The sequence below is a fragment of the Rhodobacter xanthinilyticus genome (assembly GCF_001856665.1).
Taxonomy (GTDB): Bacteria; Pseudomonadota; Alphaproteobacteria; order Rhodobacterales; family Rhodobacteraceae; genus Rhodobacter; species Rhodobacter xanthinilyticus.
Genome location: NZ_CP017781.1, coordinates 956873 through 973587, shown reverse-complemented (window position 1 = coordinate 973587; position 16715 = coordinate 956873). Strand labels below are relative to the sequence as shown.

General features: G+C 71.0%; 22 protein-coding genes and 1 tRNA gene. 1 reads left to right on the top strand and 22 read right to left on the bottom strand.

All coding sequences use genetic code 11. The annotated features are described in order from the left end of the window. Nucleotides 1-95 precede the first annotated feature (95 nt). From LPB142_RS04805 to LPB142_RS19325, 10 genes are all read right to left on the bottom strand, one after another. A complete protein-coding gene (locus LPB142_RS04805) occupies nucleotides 96-983 on the bottom strand; it encodes a carbon-nitrogen hydrolase family protein (RefSeq protein WP_068765943.1) in 888 nt (295 codons plus the stop codon). Beyond that, nucleotides 980-1567, bottom strand: coding sequence for a GNAT family N-acetyltransferase (locus LPB142_RS04800; RefSeq protein WP_071165678.1), 588 nt, complete (start codon nucleotides 1565-1567; stop codon nucleotides 980-982). Before LPB142_RS04800 ends, LPB142_RS04805 begins: the two co-directional genes overlap by 4 nt. Continuing rightward, complete coding sequence (locus LPB142_RS04795) at nucleotides 1567-1974, bottom strand: ketosteroid isomerase-related protein (protein WP_071165677.1); 408 nt, start codon at nucleotides 1972-1974, stop codon at nucleotides 1567-1569. The genes LPB142_RS04800 and LPB142_RS04795 overlap by 1 nt, the downstream gene beginning before the upstream one ends. Before the next feature lie 121 nt (nucleotides 1975-2095). After that, nucleotides 2096-2554: an arsenate-mycothiol transferase ArsC gene (locus LPB142_RS04790; RefSeq protein ID WP_071165676.1), complete on the bottom strand. Its 459-nt coding sequence runs from the start codon at nucleotides 2552-2554 to the stop codon at nucleotides 2096-2098. Continuing rightward, on the bottom strand, nucleotides 2551-3030 hold the full coding sequence (locus LPB142_RS04785; RefSeq protein WP_068765947.1) for a UPF0262 family protein: 480 nt from the start codon (nucleotides 3028-3030) through the stop codon (nucleotides 2551-2553). The genes LPB142_RS04790 and LPB142_RS04785 overlap by 4 nt, the downstream gene beginning before the upstream one ends. Then, the gene (hisD, locus tag LPB142_RS04780; RefSeq protein ID WP_071167126.1) at nucleotides 3030-4340 is read right to left on the bottom strand and encodes a histidinol dehydrogenase; all 1311 of its coding nucleotides are present in this window, start codon (nucleotides 4338-4340) and stop codon (nucleotides 3030-3032) included. Before hisD ends, LPB142_RS04785 begins: the two co-directional genes overlap by 1 nt. 172 nt (nucleotides 4341-4512) lie before the next feature. Further along, on the bottom strand, nucleotides 4513-4998 hold the full coding sequence (locus LPB142_RS04775; RefSeq protein ID WP_068765948.1) for a GNAT family N-acetyltransferase: 486 nt from the start codon (nucleotides 4996-4998) through the stop codon (nucleotides 4513-4515). After that, nucleotides 4995-5471, bottom strand: a complete 477-nt coding sequence (locus tag LPB142_RS04770) for a DUF2948 family protein (protein WP_071165675.1) — start codon at nucleotides 5469-5471, stop codon at nucleotides 4995-4997. Before LPB142_RS04770 ends, LPB142_RS04775 begins: the two co-directional genes overlap by 4 nt. Beyond that, complete coding sequence (gene murA, locus LPB142_RS04765) at nucleotides 5468-6736, bottom strand: UDP-N-acetylglucosamine 1-carboxyvinyltransferase (protein ID WP_071165674.1); 1269 nt, start codon at nucleotides 6734-6736, stop codon at nucleotides 5468-5470. Before murA ends, LPB142_RS04770 begins: the two co-directional genes overlap by 4 nt. Further along, nucleotides 6736-6909, bottom strand: a complete 174-nt coding sequence (locus LPB142_RS19325; RefSeq protein WP_198037867.1) for a hypothetical protein — start codon at nucleotides 6907-6909, stop codon at nucleotides 6736-6738. Before LPB142_RS19325 ends, murA begins: the two co-directional genes overlap by 1 nt. Nucleotides 6910-7024: 115 nt before the next feature. On the opposite strand from LPB142_RS19325, the gene LPB142_RS04760 reads away from it, so the two are divergent. Then, nucleotides 7025-7099 (top strand) — tRNA-Thr (locus tag LPB142_RS04760). Between the two features lie 57 nt (nucleotides 7100-7156). Here the strand turns inward: LPB142_RS04760 and LPB142_RS04755 are convergent. From LPB142_RS04755 to LPB142_RS04700, 12 genes are all read right to left on the bottom strand, one after another. After that, the gene (locus LPB142_RS04755; RefSeq protein WP_071165673.1) at nucleotides 7157-7492 is read right to left on the bottom strand and encodes a hypothetical protein; all 336 of its coding nucleotides are present in this window, start codon (nucleotides 7490-7492) and stop codon (nucleotides 7157-7159) included. Nucleotides 7493-7519: 27 nt separating this feature from the next. After that, entirely contained in the window at nucleotides 7520-8368 is an 849-nt protein-coding gene (locus LPB142_RS04750; RefSeq protein ID WP_071165672.1) for an energy transducer TonB, read from the bottom strand. Next, a complete protein-coding gene (locus LPB142_RS04745; RefSeq protein WP_071165671.1) occupies nucleotides 8365-8829 on the bottom strand; it encodes an ExbD/TolR family protein in 465 nt (154 codons plus the stop codon). Before LPB142_RS04745 ends, LPB142_RS04750 begins: the two co-directional genes overlap by 4 nt. Before the next feature lie 3 nt (nucleotides 8830-8832). Continuing rightward, nucleotides 8833-9216 carry an ExbD/TolR family protein gene (locus tag LPB142_RS04740; RefSeq protein ID WP_068765953.1) on the bottom strand — a complete coding sequence of 128 codons (384 nt, stop codon included), beginning with the start codon at nucleotides 9214-9216 and terminating at the stop codon, nucleotides 8833-8835. Further along, entirely contained in the window at nucleotides 9213-9974 is a 762-nt protein-coding gene (locus tag LPB142_RS04735; RefSeq protein ID WP_083392744.1) for a MotA/TolQ/ExbB proton channel family protein, read from the bottom strand. Before LPB142_RS04735 ends, LPB142_RS04740 begins: the two co-directional genes overlap by 4 nt. Before the next feature lie 147 nt (nucleotides 9975-10121). Continuing rightward, a complete protein-coding gene (locus tag LPB142_RS04730; RefSeq protein WP_071165670.1) occupies nucleotides 10122-11192 on the bottom strand; it encodes a DUF1513 domain-containing protein in 1071 nt (356 codons plus the stop codon). A 24-nt stretch (nucleotides 11193-11216) separates the two neighbouring features. Then, nucleotides 11217-12212, bottom strand: a complete 996-nt coding sequence (locus LPB142_RS04725; protein WP_071165669.1) for an imelysin family protein — start codon at nucleotides 12210-12212, stop codon at nucleotides 11217-11219. Then, entirely contained in the window at nucleotides 12212-13639 is a 1428-nt protein-coding gene (locus tag LPB142_RS04720) for a di-heme oxidoreductase family protein (RefSeq protein ID WP_083392592.1), read from the bottom strand. Before LPB142_RS04720 ends, LPB142_RS04725 begins: the two co-directional genes overlap by 1 nt. Nucleotides 13640-13668: 29 nt before the next feature. After that, nucleotides 13669-14946, bottom strand: coding sequence for an imelysin family protein (locus tag LPB142_RS04715; protein ID WP_071165668.1), 1278 nt, complete (start codon nucleotides 14944-14946; stop codon nucleotides 13669-13671). 189 nt (nucleotides 14947-15135) lie between these two features. Beyond that, nucleotides 15136-15303, bottom strand: coding sequence for a 50S ribosomal protein L33 (gene rpmG, locus LPB142_RS04710; RefSeq protein WP_011750518.1), 168 nt, complete (start codon nucleotides 15301-15303; stop codon nucleotides 15136-15138). Between the two features lie 158 nt (nucleotides 15304-15461). Then, nucleotides 15462-16172, bottom strand: coding sequence for a tellurite resistance TerB family protein (locus LPB142_RS04705; protein ID WP_068765959.1), 711 nt, complete (start codon nucleotides 16170-16172; stop codon nucleotides 15462-15464). 86 nt (nucleotides 16173-16258) lie between these two features. Then, nucleotides 16259-16645, bottom strand: a complete 387-nt coding sequence (locus tag LPB142_RS04700; protein ID WP_071165667.1) for a DUF302 domain-containing protein — start codon at nucleotides 16643-16645, stop codon at nucleotides 16259-16261. Nucleotides 16646-16715: the final 70 nt, after the last annotated feature.

The following is a 16715-nucleotide window of genomic DNA, read 5'->3' as shown; positions in this document are numbered from 1 at the left end:
GTCACTCCAAAAGAGGTTACCCGCCAGTTTGCGGGCGCGCGATACATGCGCCGGGGCGCGGCAAAATTCAAGGCCAATGTCAAGGCGCGGGCGGGTTATTCGCGCGTAATCGTGAGGGCGGCCACCGGCGCGGCCTGTTCGGGCCAGTGACGGTGGAGCAAAACGCCCCCCGCGGCGCGACTCAGGGCGACCTGATCGAGATCGACCGTGGCCGAGACCCAGCCCGGCGTGTCCAGCGCGCCCGCCGCGATCACGCCGGTTTCGGGCCAGCCGGCATCGGGGGGGCCGAAGAGCCCGGCTGCGCCGCGGTTCTCGTCGATCGCGGGGCACCAGAGCGCCTCGCCCACGGTGGGCGCCTGCACGGTGACGCATTGGTTTTCAAGCGCGCGCGCCATCGCGCCGATGCGCACGCGGGAATAGCCCGCGACGGTATCGGTGCAAGAGGGCACAAGCAGGATCTCGGCGCCCGCTTCGGCCAGCGCGCGCGAGAGCAGCGGAAACTCGCTGTCGTAACAGATCACCACGCCGATCTTGCCGAGCCGGGTGTCAAAAAGCTGGAGCGCGGCGCCCGCCGAGACGTTCCAGAGCTCGCGCTCGAAGCGGGTCATCATCACCTTGTCCTGCGCGCCGATCGGGCCCGAGGGGCCGTAGAGTGCTGCACGGTTGAGGCGTTTGCCGCCCTCGATCACCGGGCCGGAGGGGGCGAGGATATAGAGCTCGAACTGCACCGCCAGCGCCTCGAAGAGCCGGTCCATCGCCGGGCGGTGGCGGGCGACCTCGAGAAGGGCGGCCTCGAGATCGGCGGCCACCTCGAGCCCGCCAAGGCTTGCAAGCTCCATCGCACCATATTCGGGGAAGACCAGGAGATCCGCGCCCAGCGCCGCACCGCGCCCGACCCAGGCCCGCGCCTTCGCCTCATAGGCCGCCCAATCGGGCAGATAATCGAGCGGATAGGCCGCCGCCGCGATCGTGACCTCTCTCATAGCGCTTTCCCCCAGAATTGCAGCTCTTTCTCGGTTTGCTCGGTGCCGCCGACATCGGTCCAGCGAAAGCGCGCAACGACCCCGGGCATCGGCGCATAGCCGCGCGCGCGCCAGAACGGATCGAGCGGGCGATACCCGGCCGGGCGCAGCGGGTGATCGCCCGGGCGGATCACCGAGCAAAAGGCCGAAAACCGGCGCCCGAGCGCGCGGGCATGGGCCTCACGCGCATCAAAGAACCGATGCCCCAACCCCTGGCCGCGATAGGCGGGCAAGAGCACCGATTCGGCGCAATAAAAAACCTCGGAGAGCGCGAGCCCCGTATCCGCGAAAGCGGCGGCGAAATCCTCGGCATGGTCTTCGAGCGGGGTGCCGGTGGCGGCGCCGACAAGCCGCGCCCCGTCGAAGGCGCCCACCACGATCCCCCCCGCCGAGGCGCGGTAGCTCTCCAGATAGGCGCGCTCATAGTCGAGCGAGCCCTCATAGATATAGGGCCAGTCGCGGAACACCGCGATCCTGAGCCGCGCGAGATCATCAAGCGCGGCGTCGAGATCCGGGCCCCGGAGCGGGCGCAGCGTGAGCGACATCAGCTGACCTGCGCGATCCAGTCGGCGAGGTTGTAATAGGTCGTCACGCGCTGGATGCGGCCCTCGCGCAGGGTGAAGAAGGTGCCCGCGGGCAGGATATAGCTCTGGCCACGCGCCTCGGGCAGGCCGTCATCGGTGGTCAGATAGACGCCGTTGACGGTGAATTCGGCGGCCGCGCGGGTGCCCGCATCATTGGCCATGACCACGATATCGGTCAGGTGCTCGCGGTAGCAGCGGGTCATATGGGCGTTGAAGGCGCGGAATTTCTCGACGCCCTTGCGGATCTGGCCCTCGTTGACGTGATGCTCGAAATCCTCGGTCAGCAGCGCCTCCATCGCGGCGGTATCGCCGGCGTTGAACGCGTCATAATAGGCCGAGATCGTGGCAAGGGCGGTGGCGCGGGGCATGTCTGTCTCCGGGGCTTGAGCGGCTTTGAGAGAGGTGTGACACGGCCCGCGCAGGTCGTCAAACCCCGCAAGCGGCGCATTTCGCGGCAAAAACGCCGCCGCGCGGCGCCGTGCGGGGGGCTCAGCCGTGCACGGGCGGGCCGAAGCGCGCGAGGATATGGGCGCGGATCTGGTCGCGCGTGGCGCGATAGGCGGCAAGGCGCGCTTCGCGGCCCTCGCCGGTGCCGGTCGGGTCGGTGATCGGCCAGAATTCGACCGCGACATGATGCGGCCCGGCCGCCGCCTCGGCCATCGCGCGCGAGACCGGCGTCAGCGCGATCACCAGATCGAAGGATTCGAGCTCATCGCCGAAATCCGAAAGCTCGGCCAGATCGCGGGCGCGGTGGCGGCTCAGGTCGATGCCGATCTCGTGGCAGACCGCGATGGTGAAGCCGTCGATCTCCAGATCGCTCTTCACCCCCACCGATTGCACATAGACCTCGCGGCCGTAGAACTTCTTCATCATCCCCTCGGCCATCGGCGAGCGCGTGGCGTTGTGGTCACAACAAAACAGCACCGAATGGGGGAGATTGGCCATCATTTCACCGGGGCAAGGGCACAGACCAGCGTGAACAGGCGCCGCGCGGTGTCGATATCGACCTCGGCCTTGCCCTCGAGACGTTCCTGAAGGATGCGCGCGCCCTCGTTGTGGATGCCGCGCCGCGCCATGTCGATCGCCTCGATCTGGCTCGGCGGCAGCTTCTTCACCGCGTCGAAATAGCTCTGGCAGATCTGGAAATAATCCTTCACCGCCTGGCGGAACGGGCCGAAGGAGAGGTGGAACTCGGCCACCTTGTCGCCCGCCTCGGTCGCGGTATCGAAGACGAGCCGGCCGTCGCGCACCGCAAGGAGGAGCGCAAACGGCCCCGCCGGCGCGGGGGTCTCATCGCGGCCGGGGATCGTGAAGCTGTTGTCCTCGAGCAGGTCGAAAACCGCCACGCGGCGCTCCTGCTCGATCTCGGGGGTGGGCGCGGGCAAGCCGCTGTCATCGATCTCGAGGCGACAGATCCGGGCCATCACGGCTCTCCTTCGTTCAGGGCGGCGAGCCGCGCGAGCACCGAAAGCCCATGCGCCTCAAGGCTTTCCGAGCGCGCGAGCGTGGCCGCGGCGGGGCCGATCGCCTTGAGCGCGGCGGGCGTCATCTTGGCCAGCGTGGTGCGTTTGAGGAAGTCGAAGACAGAGAGCCCCGAGGAGAACCGCGCCGAGCGCGCGGTGGGCAGGACATGGTTCGGCCCGCCGACATAATCGCCGATCGCCTCGGGCGTATAGGCGCCGAGGAAGATCGCGCCGGCATGGGTGATCTCCTCGGCGAGCCCGTCGGGGTCGTCGACGCAAAGCTCGAGATGCTCGGGCGCCACCCGGTTCGAGAGCGCGGCCGCCTCGGAGAGCGAGCGGGTGACGATCACCGCGCCGAAATCGCGCCAGCTCGCCCCCGCGATCTCGCGCCGCGCGAGCGTTTCGAGCCGCGCCTCGACGGCGGCGACAACGGCGCGCGCGAGGCTTTCATCGGGGGTGACGAGGATCGCCTGCGCCGAGGCGTCATGCTCGGCCTGGCTCATCAGATCGAGCGCGATCCAGTCGGGGTTTTGCGGGCCATCGGCGATCACCAGGATCTCGGAGGGCCCGGCGATCATGTCGATGCCGACCTTGCCGAAAACGCGCCGCTTCGCCGCGGCGACATAGGCATTGCCGGGGCCGGTGATCTTGTCGACCGGGGTGATCGTCGCGGTGCCATAGGCGAGCGCCGCGATCGCCTGCGCGCCGCCGATCCGATAGACGGTATCGACCCCCGCCAGCCGCGCCGCGAGCAGCACCAGCGGGTTGACCGCGCCCCCCGGCGTCGGGCAGGCGACAACGAGCCGCTCGACCCCCGCCACCTTCGCCGGGATCGCATTCATCAGCACCGAGGACGGATAGCTCGCCAGCCCCCCCGGCACATAAAGCCCCGCCGCCGAAACCGGCGTGAACCGCCAGCCGAGCGTCGCCCCGGTGATATCTTGCCACATCGCATCGGCGGGCATCTGGCGGCGGTGATAGGCGCGGATCCGCTCGGCCGCGAGCTCGAGCGCGGCGCGCTCCTCGGCGCTGACCTTGGCGATCTCGGCGTCGATCTCGGCCTCGGTGAAGGCCAGCCCCTCGGGCGCAAGCGCGAGCCGGTCAAACCGCGCGGTGAGCTCGATCACAGCCGCATCGCCGCGCGTGCGCACCTCCTCGATGATCGCAGCCACCGCCGCGTCGACATCAGGGCTGTCCTCGCGTTTCATCCCCAAAAGCGCGGTGAAACGGGCCTCGAAATCGGCGTCACGGGTCGAGAGGAACTGCGGCATGTCGGTCTCCTTGATCCCTTTCGGGATAAAGGCTTGGCCGCGCCTCGGCAAGCGGGGAACCGCCCTGCCCTTTAATGATGCAGAAATATCCTGCGGGGGTCCGGGGGTGCAAAACCCCCGGCGGCCCGCCTCGGGCGCGACCTGATTTTGCGTATTTTTGCCAAGAAGAAACTCAGTCGAGCCGCTTTTGCATCGGATGACCGAGGATCCAGCGGCCCGGGCGCGGCGGGCCATCGGCGCGCCAGCCGTGGTGGCGGTAGAAGGCATGGGCGGTCGCGGTGGCGGTGAGGCGGCCCTCGGGGCGGCCAAGCGCCACGAGCTCGGCCTCCATCGCGGTCAGAAGCGCGGCGGAAAAGCCCTGGCGGCGGGCTTCGGGGGCGACATAGAGGAGCGTGATCTTGCCCTGCCCCGCGGGCTGACCGGCCCAGTCGAGCGCGCCAACGGCGGCGATCTCGCCGGTCTCGGGGCGGCCGGCGACATAGACCGCGCAGCCCTGCGCCGCGATCAGCGCGGCGATGTCGGCCGAGGTCTTGTTCGCCAGCCAATTGGCGATCTTGGCCGGGTCACCCCCGTGGTCGGCCACGCAAAGCGCCCGGATCGAGGCGCAGATCACCTCGGAGATGCGCGCGGCGTCCTCGGGGCGCGCGCGGCGGATCATTCGGGGTGCCGGGGCGCCGCGCCCGAAACCGCGCGATAGGGCCGCGTCACATCGCGCAGATCGAGGGCGAGACATTCGACCGTGAGCGCGATCGCGCCATCGCCCGCGAGCGTCAGCGTGAGCGCGCCCGCGCCATCCTCGCCCGGCACCCAGGCCAGATCGAGGAGCGAGAGCACCAGATCGCGGTCGGTCCGGTCGATGCCGGTCGAGGCCACGCGCAGCACATCCGAGACGGTCAGCACCGATTGCACCCGCTCATAGGGGCGGCGCGCAGCCTCGGCGGCGGCGCGATCCTCCCAGCGGAAGCGGTTGAGCAGGAGCGAAAAGCGGCGTGCCTTCGGCTCCCAGCGGATCTCGGTAATCGGCAGGACCGCATCTTGCACGAGCGCCGCGATGACAGCGAGATCCTCGGGCGTCTCGGCGCGCAGAGCGAGCGGCCCCTCGGCGGCGTCTTCGAAGCGCGCGTCCGTCATTCGCCCGCCACGCGCTCGATATGGGCGCCGACCGCGCGCAGCTTTTCCTCGACGCGCTCATAGCCGCGGTCGAGGTGGTAGACGCGGCTCACCACCGTCTCGCCCTCGGCCGCGAGGCCCGCGAGGATCAGCGAGACCGAGGCGCGCAGATCGGTCGCCATCACCCGCGCGCCCTTCAGCTTCTCGACGCCGTGGACGGTGGCATGGCCGCCATGGACCTCGATGCGCGCGCCCATCCGGGCGAGTTCGGGGGCATGCATGAAGCGATTCTCGAAGATCTTTTCCTCGAGGACCGAGGTGCCCTCGGCGGTGCACAGAAGCGCCATCATCTGCGCCTGCAGGTCGGTGGGGAAGCCCGGGAAGGGCTCGGTCACCACATCGACCGCGCGCACCCGGTCGCCGCGGCGGCGGACCTTGAGGCCGGCGGCGGTTTCCTCGACCGAGATCCCGGCCGCGTCGAGCTTCTCGCAGAAGCTCTCGACGAGCGCGATCTTGCCGCCCAGACATTCGACCTCGCCGCCGCAGATCGCGGGGGCGAGCATATAGGTGCCGAGCTCGATGCGGTCGGTCACGACCGGATGGGTCGCGCCATGGAGCCGGTCGACGCCCTGGATGGTGATCTCGCTGGTGCCCTCGCCCTCGATCTGCGCGCCCATCTTCTTCAGACAGGCGGCGAGGTCGACGATCTCGGGCTCGCGCGCGGCGTTTTTCAGAACCGATGTGCCCTTGGCGAGCACCGCCGCCATCAGGAAGTTCTCGGTCGCGCCGACCGAGGCAAAGCGCATCTCATGGACCGCGCCCTTCAGCCCGCCGCGGGCCTTGGCGTGCAGATAGCCCTCTTTCAGCTCGATCTCGGCGCCGAGCGCGGCGAGCGCGTCGATATGGATATCCATCGGGCGCGCGCCGATCGCGCAGCCGCCGGGCAGCGACACGACCGCGTGCCCGAGCCGCGCCAGCAAGGGCCCGAGCACCAGGTTCGAGGCGCGCATCTTGCGCACGATGTCATAATCGGCGACCGGGTTGATCTCGCCATGGCAGGAGGTCGCGAGCACCTTGCCGTCTTGCAGCGCGGTGACCTCGGCGCCGAGCGAGGCGAGAAGCTGGGTCATCGTGCGGATATCGCTCAGCCGCGGCGCATTGGTCAGCGTCAGCGGCTCCTCGGACAAGAGCGTCGCCGGCATCAGCGCGAGACAGGCGTTCTTCGCCCCCGCAATCGGGATCTGGCCCTTGAGCGGCCCGTTGCCGCGCACCACGATCGAATCCATCAGTCTTTCCCTTCCGCCTCATGCTCCCCGGGATCGGCCGCGCGCGCGCGCGACTGCGCCTTGCGCCGCGCCAGATTCGCCCGCAGCGCCGCCGCCAACCGCTCCTCGCGGCTCAGCTCCTCGCCCCTGGCCTGCGCCGGGGGGGCCTTCGATCCGGTTTTTTTCTCGTTCATGGGCCCTCTCTAGCGCGGCGCGGAAAATGTGTCGAGAGAGGGTGAAAATTTGTGCTTGCATAGGCCGGAGATTGCCACTAAATCCCCGCCCACGGTCGAAGCGCACCGCACCGGCGCTGCAGTAGCTCAGTGGTAGAGCACTCCCTTGGTAAGGGAGAGGTCGAGAGTTCAATCCTCTCTTGCAGCACCATCCTCCCCCTCAAGGTCTTGATCCGAAACGCCGCTCTGGCGTCCGCCGATCGCCGCGCTATTTCAGCGCGATATAGGTTTGCGGGTCGAGCGCGGAGATCCGCACCGCGACCGCGGCGCCGCCGGACGGGGCGGCGAGATCGGCGCGGATCGTCGCGGCAAGCGCCATCAGCTTGTCCCGCGTGCGCTCGGGGCGCGGCAGGAGCGCGAGCTCGACATTGATCGGCGGTTGATCGGCAAGCCCCGCGACCGGCACGATCACCACCTGACAGGCGGCGGGCGGCACCGAGAGCTCGGCACAGAGCAGATCGCGCAGCGGCCTGAGCGCAGCGACAAGCGCGGGTTTGTGGGCGGCCAGAACCGCCTCATCGACGAAGAGTTTTACATTGGGCATCGGCGCCTCCCGGAGGGTTGCGCCACTTTAGCGCGCGAATTGGATGGTGAGGGAAAAATCGTAGCTCGCCCGCGTGAGCCCCGCAGGCGCCGCCGGGAAGCGGCCCGCGCGCCGCACCGCCTCGAGCGCGGCCTGATCGAGCGCGGCATGGCCCGAGGAGCGCGCGACCGCGACCCCGCCCAAAGCGCCCGAGCGCGAGACCGAGAGCGCCACCGTCACCCGCCCCTGCGCGCGCCCGGCGGCCGAGGGGTAGCGCTTGCGGGCCTCGATCCGGGCGCGGATGGTGGCGCCCCAGCGCGCGCGCAGATCCTGCTCGGCGGCTTTCGAGAGCGTGGCGGCCTCGGCGGCGCCGTTCACCCCGGCATTGGCACCGCCGCCCGCGCCGGCCGCCGTTTGCGCGACCGAAGGCGCCGAGGGGGCGGGGGCGGGTTTTGCCGGTTTGGGCGCCGTGGCGGGCTTTGGCTTGGCCGGCTTTGGCTTTTCGGGCTTTGGCGCGGGGCGAATCTTCGGCACGGGTTCGGCCTCGGGCGGCAGGTTCGGCGCGGCCTCGGGCTGCGTGGGCGCCGCGATCTGCGGCGCGCGCGGGGCCTCGGGGGCGGGCGGCGCGACCTCGGCCACGGGCTCAGCGGCGGGCGCGGGCTCGGGCTCCGGCGCGGGCGGCGGTTCGGGCGGGGGGGCGATCTCGGGCGGGCGCTCATAATCGGCGAGCGCGGCCAGGATCGCGGGGCTCGCGGCGCTCAGGCTGACCAGATCCTCGCCCCCTGCCCCGGCCGAACTCGCCCCGGCCGTCGGGCGCGCAACCCCGAACGCCGCCAGGTGCAACCCCAGCGCCGCGGCGAGGAACACACCCGCCTCGAGCACGCCGCGCGGGCTCATGGCGCCGCCCCCGGCGCAGGCGCGGTGATCAGATCGACGCGCGCAAACCCCGAAGCGCCAAGCGCGCGCATCAGCCGCGCGAGCCGCACCACCGGCGCCCCCTGATCGGCGCGCAGCGCGAGCGGGGGCGGCGCGGCGGCGCAATCTTCTTCGGCGCAATAGGCCGCGCGCGCGGCCGCAAGCGCGGCAAGCACCGGCGCATCGGCCGCGGCCTCCTGCGCGGGCGTGGCGGGCGCGCTCAGGCTCTCGCGAAAGCCGAGCGCGCCATCTGCGCCGAGGTAGAGCGTGAGCTCGGCCGCGGCGCGGGCGCCCGCGCGGGCCTCGGGCGGGGCTACGGCGAAGGGTTCCGGCGGCGCGAGCCGGGCCGAGATCAGGAAGAAAATCAGGAGCAAAAACACCACGTTGATCATCGGCAACAGGTTGGCCTCGAAGCCGCGGCGGGGGGGCTCGCGCAGATCCATCGCTCACTCCACCAGCACAAGCGCGGTGAAGCCCGCGTCGCGCAGCCGGTCCATCACCGCGACGAGATCCTGGAGCGCGGCGTCGCGCCCGCGCAAGATCACCGGGTCGCTCGGCGCGGCGGTCAGGGGGGCGAGCGCGGCGGCGAGCGCCTCGGGGGCGATCGCGGCGCCGTTGAGCGTGAGCGCGCCCGCGGGGCCGATCTCGACGAGGCGCATCGGTCCCGTCCAGCCGCCCGCACCGCCGCGCGCGGCCTCGAGCGGCAGGCTCGTCTCGGAGGCAAAGCGCGAGGCGAGCATGAAGAACACGAGCAGGAGAAACACGACGTCGATCATCGGCGTCAGATCGGGCCGACGGCGCCGGCGCGGCTCTCCGAAGCTCAGGCTCATTCGGCGACCGCGAGTTTGGCGCGGGTTTCGGCGGTCAGGCCATGGGCGAGTTCGGCGGGGGCGGGCTCGGCGGCGGCCGGGCGGGCGACGAAGACCCGCGTCGCGGCGTCTTCCATGTCGAGCCGCAGCCGGTCGATCACCGATTCGAACCAGGCGAGCACCACCTGCGCGGGGATCGCGACGGCCATGCCCGCGGCGGTGGTCAAAAGCGCCTCCCAGATGCCGCCCGCGAGGGTGGCCGGGTCGGCGCGGGCACCGGCCTCTTGCAGCGCCTGAAACGCGCCGATCATGCCGGTGACGGTGCCGAAGAGGCCAAGGAGCGGGCCGATCGTGGCGGCGAGCTCGATCCCGCGCAGCCCGGTGCGGGCCTGGGCGAGCAGCCCGCGTGCGACGCGCACGGTCTCGTCCTGGGCTTGCTGGTCGCTCATGTGGGGGTCGGCCGCGGCCCGCATCGCGGCGCGCACGAGGCGCGCGCGCAGGCTGTGGCGCCCGGCCAGCGCCTCGAGCGCCGCAGCGCGGTCGCCGCGCGCCCACAGATCGAGCGCCTCGGCGCTGTGCCGCCCGCCCGACCAGGCGCCAAACCACACCAGCCGCCAGATCTTCCACAGCACCAGCGCCGTGAGCGCCACCGAGAGCGCCGCGATCGCCCACATCGCCGGGCCGCCGAGCGCCACGAATTCCTGCGCGCGCGCGAACGCGCCGGTGAGCGCCTCGGCGCCTTCGGGCGCGGCGGCCTTGGCCAGATCGGTCGGCTCCATGTCCATCTCCTTTGCGGCTTGGCCCGCAATGCCTTAACCAAGTAAAAAAGTCAAGATTGCCCGGCGAGATCGGCGCCCCGCGCCCGGCTGTCCTGCTCTAGATCGCCGCGGGCGGTTTCGTAAAGCACGCAAAGGCCCCCGCCGCCCTCAGCCGAGCGCGATCAGATGGTTGTCCCAGGCGACCGGCGCGCCCTGCAAGGGCGTGAGCCCGCCCTCGGTGACGCGCGCGACGAGGCCCTGGCCGTCGGTCGTGACAAAGCCGCCCCCGGCGCAGGGGCCGAGCCCGCAGACATCGGCCCGCGCGACCGACCACAGCGGCGCGCCGGCCGCGCTGAAGGCCTGCACGCGGCCGCCGCGGGGGCTGGTGATTGCGACGGTGCCGAGATCGGCGGCGAAGGCGACCGAGCCCGCATAGCCCTGCATCGCGAAGAGTTCGGCGGGCGCGGGCTCGGCGAGGATCGGCGCCGCGCCGCGCCGGTGCAGGCCGAGAAGCGGCACCGGCTCCGACAGATCGCCCTGCCATTGCATCGCGAAAGCGACGAGCCCGTCCGCGCCGAGCGCGAGGTGGCGGATCGAGTTTTGCCATATTTCGGGCAGCTCGACCACCTCGAGCACCGCCCCCGAGGCGCTCAGATAGCTCAAATTCGGGCGCATCTCCTCGAGGTTGAGCGGCGTGCGGTCGCTCGGATCGGTCTGGATGCCGCCATTCGCGACGACGAGGATCTCGGTGCCGGGCAGGCGGCGGATCTCATGCGGGCCGAGGCCGTTCGAGGCGAATTCCGCCACGCGGCGATAGCCCCGCGCCGCATCCCAGACGCCGATCCGCCCGGCCGAGCCCTCGGCCACCACCTCGGAAGTGAAGAGCGTCGCGCCATCCTCGGAGAAGGTGCCGTGGCCGTTGAACTGGCGGCCCGCGGGGGGCGTGAGGCGCGCGACGGTCTGGCCGCGGGCGCAGTCGATGACCAGCGCATAGGTGCCCGGGCGGCGGGCGAAGGCCACCGCCTCGGGGCGGGTCGGATGGGCGGTGGCGGCGTGGCCGCGCGCGGGCAAGGGCTGGGCAAAGAGCGGCGCGCCGGCCGCGCTCAGCCCGTAAAGCGCATAGGCCCCGTCGGCCGCGCGCGCGGCGGCGAGATAGGCGGGGCTGCCCGCATCGGCCCAGCTCAGCGCGGGGGCGGCACAGGCGGCGGCAAGCGAGGCAAGGAACGCGCGACGTTTCATTTTCTCTTTCCTGTCAGGGCCTTATCAATCGCCATCGGCGGAGTTGAAACCCGCCGAAACGCCCAAAAGCGCGCCGAGCTCGGTCTCGGCGGCGGTGCGGGTGGCCTGCACGGCCTGTTGCAAGATCTCGATCTTGAGGCGGCGGCCCGGGTCGGCCACGCCGGCAAAGGCGGGGTCGTCGAGCGCATCGGCGAGGCTTTCGGCGCGGGCGAAGGCGGCCTCGGTCAGCGGGATCGCGCCGCGCCCCTCGGCCAGCGCCCCGGCGAGCGCGCGCAGCCCCTTGAGCGAGAGCGTGACATTGCGCAGCGCGCGCTGCGAGGCCAGCGCCTCGGCGCGGTCGGGGCGGGGTTTGTCGAAGCTGCCCAGCGGGCGGCCAAGGCGCTGATCGGCGTCGAATTCGAGCCCGGCGATGAGCTGGGTGAAGAGCGCCTGACGCGCCTCGGCCTCGGTCAGATAGGTGGTGTTGCCCGCCGCCCCCGGGGCGAGCAGCCGCGCGGCGTAATCGTCGCGCCACTCGGCGGCGAGCGCCTCGGCCATGGTGGCGAGATCGGCCGCCATCGCGCGGCGCAGCGCGCAGGCATAATCGGGGTTGGCCGCGCCCGCCTCGGTGTAGATCAGCCGCTCGAGCCCGAAGAGCCCGCGCGCGGCGACCGAGACCTTGGCCATGCCGGCCTCGGCCACGAGGGCCGGGTCGGCTTTCTCGAGCATCGCGGTGGTCTGGCGCCCGCCGATGTTCTTGGCATCGGGCCAGAAGGCGATGGCGAGCGCGCGGCCCTCGGTTTCCGACGGGCCAAGGCGCAGCTGCGCGACCGGCATCCAGGCGTCAAAGGCCGCGCCCCAGGGCGCCTTCAGCGCCTCGGCGCCGCAATCGGCCTGCGCCGCCTGATCGAGCGCGGCGGTGGCGGAGGCGAACCCGGCATAGGCGGGCACGATGACCTTATTCACCGCCTCGGCGACATCGGCGCGGGCGGGCGCGGCCAAGGCCATGGAAAGGCACGCAAAAACGGGGGCAAGGCGCATCAGAGGCTCTCCAGAAAGCGGATCAGGGCGGCGCGGGTCTCGGGCGCCATCGCCGCGACCCTATCACGGGCGGCGCGCGCTTCGCCACCATGCCAGAGCACCGCCTCGAGCAGGCTGCGCGCGCGCCCGTCATGCAAGAACCGCGCCGGGCCGCCGCGCGCGGCCGCGGTCAGGCCGATGCCCCAGAGCGGCGGCGTGCGCCATTCGGCACCCGAGGCGCCGGCCTCGGGGCGGGTCTCGGCGAGCCCCGGGCCCATGTCGTGGAGCAAAAGGTCGGTATAGGGCCAGATCAGCTGGAAGCTGCGCGCGGGGTCGGCGGGGCGTTTCTCGGTGACGAATTTCGGCCGGTGGCAGGCGGGGCAGCCGGCGTCGTAGAAGGCGGCCTTGCCGGCCAGCACCTGCGGCGCGCCGGGCGTGCGGCGGGCGGGCACGGCGAGGCCGCGGATATAGGCGGCGGTCAGATCGAGCGCCTCGGCCGAGACCTCGCGCCCGTCGCGCAGGCCCGCATCCTCGCCCATCGGCGCGGCGCGGCAGGCGGTTTGCGCGGCGGTGCAATCGCCCGCGGGGTCAGGAAAGAGCGGCGTCGAGAGGCCGAGATCGGTCGCGAAGGCGGCGGCGATCATCTCGGGCAGGCTCGCGGCGCCCGCCTTCTGGCCAAAGCGGCCAAGCCGCGGGCCGAGCGCCCCGCCGAGCTCGGAGACGCGGCCCGAGATGCCGTCGCCATTCCTGTCCTCGGGGTCGGCGCCGGCGCGAATCGCGGCCTCGGGCACGGCTTCGAGGAGGCCCAAGCCGATCAGCTGCGGGGCGATGCGCAGATCGGTGAGGGTCGTGGGCCCGAGCGGCGGGCTGACGCGGGGCACGGGGCGGCGCAGCGACAGGCTCTCGCCGCCCGCGAGGGGGATTTGCTCCTCGACCCACTCAAGCGCGAGCGCGCCCTCGGGGGCGAGGCCCGGCGCGGCGCGGTCCTGAAGCTGGGCGCCCAGATGCGGGTCCGGGCCGCCGCCCGGCGCGCCGAGCTTGAGCACCATGCCCGAGAGCCCCGCCGCCTCGTCGACCGGGGCCCCGCGCGAATCGCCCGGGTGGCAGCTCGCGCAGGCGCGGGCATTGAAGAGCGGCCCGAGCCCGTCGGAGGCGCGCGTGGTGCTCGGCGCGGGCACCCAGAGTTTCTCGAAAAGCGCCTCGCCCAGCGCGAAATCGAAGCGCTCGGCCTCGGGCAGGGTCGTGAGCGGGGCGGAAAAGGCGCCGTCCATCGCGGTGCCCGCACCGGCGGGGCGCGCCTCGAAGGGCTCGGGCGCGGTGAAATCCTGCGCCGCGCGGGTCACCTCGGCCACCCGCGCGGCCTCGCGCGCCGAGAGCGGAGCGGCTTGCGGGGGCGCGCCGTGGGCGGCCCCCGCAAGGAGAAGAAAAGCGATGGAGATCAACCGCATGGCAGGTCTCCGCGCGCGCGACCCCGGCGTTACTGGAAGACCGCGGTCGGGTTGTCGAGGCTGTCCGAGCCCTCGACCGAGATCTCGGCGCCGAGCGCCGCCACCACGCGTTCGATCTCGCGGGTCTGGGCCACCAGCGCATCGACGACCTTGTTGATGATCGCCGCGCCCTCGTCGTTGCCCATGGCGATCATCTGATCGACCGCCATGCCGCCCTCGGCCGCGGCCTTCATCTCACCCAGCGCGGCGACCGACGCCTCAAGCCCCGCACGCAGCGCCGCATCCTCGGCGGGCGCCTTGGCGGCGACATATTGCGACAGCGACGGGCCCGAAACGACCGTGCCATCGACGCGGGTATAGCGGCCCTCATAGACATTCCGGATGCCGACGCCGTCGTAATAATGGCTCAGATGGGTCATGTCGGAGAAGCAATCATGCTCCTCCTCGGGGTCGTGCAGCATCAGCCCGAGCTTGATCCGCTCGCCCGCGAGCTCGCCATAGGAGAGCGAGCCCATGCCGGTCAGGATCGTCGCGATGCCGGCGGTCGGGTCGGCCTCGAGCGGCTGGCGCGCTGCGCCGCCGGGGGCCCAGTTCGCGGCCATTTCCTCGAGATCGGCGACCAGAAGATCGGCCGCCGCCACGAGATAGGCCGCGCGGCGATCGCAGTTGCCGCCGGTGCAGCCCTCGCCTTGCAGATAATCGGTATAGGGGCGCGCGCCGGCGCCCGCCTCGGTGCCGTTGAGGTCTTGCCCCCAGAGCAGGAATTCGATCGCGTGATAGCCGGTCGCGACATTCGACTCGACGCCCTCGGCCTCGTGCAGCACCTCGCCGAGGAGCTTCGGCGTGATCTCGGTCGCGTCGATCTCCTCGCCGCCGACGGTGATCTTCGGGCTGGCGATGACATTGAGCAGCGCGAGTTCGTTTTCCTCGTTGACCGCGGCCGAGCCCATGTCGACGTAATCGATCAGCCCCTCGTCGAGCGGCCAGGCGTTCACGCGGCCCTCCCAGTCATCGACGATCGCATTGCCGAAGCGGAAGGCCTCGGTCTGTTGATAGGGCACACGCGCGGCGACCCAGGCGGCTTTCGCGGCGGCCTGGGTCTCGGCCGAAGGGGCCGCCACAAAGGCGCCGATCGCGGCGCGCAGCGCCTTGGCGGTGGCGAGGCTGTCCTCATAGCCCGCCTGCGCGAGATCGGCATAGGTGGCCAGCACCGCCTCGGCGGCGGGGGCATCGGCGGCGCGCGCCGGCGCGCTCAGCGGCAAGGCGAGGGCGGTGGTGGCCAGGAGCGCCAGCAGGGTGTGTTTCATCGCGATTTCCTTGTCATGTCTCGGGCCGAGGCCCGGAATCAGCCAGCCCCGGGGGCATTGGCGGGAAACCTAGTGATTTTGTCGGATATGTAAACCCGATTATTTTACTTTGTTAAATCCGGGCCACCAAAGAAAAAGGCCGCGCCCCGGCGGGGGCACGGCCTTCTGACCCAGAGGATCGGCGCGATCTTACTTGATCTTGCCTTCCTTGTATTCGACGTGCTTGCGGACAACCGGATCGTATTTGTTCACGGTCATCTTTTCGGTCATGGTACGGGCATTCTTCTTGGTCACATAGAAGTGCCCGGTGCCCGCCGTCGAGTTCAGACGGATCTTGATCGTCGTCGGCTTCGCCATTTTCTCTCTCCTAGAGCCGGGCAGTCTCTGCCCGCGAATTCCTATGAAGCCCGCCTTTTAGCGAGGCGCGGTCGAGAGTCAACCACGAAAGCGCGCGAAATCGCCGATTTTCGGCCCGAAGGCGGGGGCGGCGATGCCACCCCGCGCCGCGGGCGGCCTCAGACGAGCGGCTTGCCCGCCGCGGCGTGAATCTCGGCCACCTTCGGCGCCTCGAGGCCCAGCGCAGCGGCGAGATTGGCGAGATATTGCTTCTCGGCCTCGGTGTCGACGCTGATCGCCATCAACGCGGCGGCATAGACCTGCGCCTTGGCGCTCTCGCCCGCCGAGGCGGCCAGCGCGGCGACATCGATCTCGGCCTCAAGCTCGGCCTTGACGAAGGCCATCTCCTCCTCCGAGGCATCGCCCAGATGATCGAGGATCGCGGCGCGCTCGGCCGCGTCGATCTCGCCATCGGCCTTGGCGGCCTGGATCATCGCCCGGATCATCAGCTTGGCCTGCTCCTCCATCACCGCGCTCGCAGGCGTGCCCTTGGTCACCGTGGAGATCATGTCGCCCAGGCCTGCGGCGCCGGTGGTCGCAGCCCCCGCCATCGCGCCCATCAAGGAGCCCAGGCCCGCCTCGGTCGCCTCGGTCGCGGCGGCGGCCTGGGTGCCGAATTTCTCGAACATGTCGCGCACCGCGGCCTTGCCGCCCGGCAGGCCGAACTTGTCGGCCATGTCGCCCATCTGATCGGCGATGCCACCCGGCGCCCCGGCGCCGCGCATCGCATCCTTCATGCCGTCAAGCCCGCCCATCTTGCGGAATTTGTCGACCCCGCGCGCAGCCGCAAAGCCGACAGCCAGCGTCGCCAGCGTTTTCACGAAACTCATAAAAGCCCCCGTTGTTCGGATCGGTCCGGGCGGAAGTGTGCGCCGAAAGGACCGATCCGCCAAGGGGGAAACCGGGGCGGCGGCGCTCAGATCGCGGCGATGGCGCGCGCGAGGATGCCGCGCACCTCGTCGAGGATCGGGGCGAGCGCCGCCGCCTCGATCGCCGCCATCGAGGCGACCGGATCGACCGCGTTCACCTCGACGCCGCCCGGAACCTCGCGCAGCACGATATTGCAGGGCAACATCGAGCCCGCCTTCGGCTCGGCCGCGAGAATCGCCGCGGCATATTTGGGCGAACAGGCGCCGAGGATCTTGTAGGGCGCCATCTCGAGGCCGAGCTTGGCCTTCATCGTCGCGGCGATGTCGATCTCGGTGATCACGCCAAAGGCGTTGGCGGCCAGCGCGGCGCGGGTGCGCTCTTCGGCTTGCGGCAGGGTGAGGCCCTCGAGAAGGCGGTCGATCGTGTAGCTCATGGCGCGTCCTTGTGGTTGTTCGCGCCCCACTGAACCGCGCCCGCGCCGCCCCCGCAAGGGGACGTGCCGC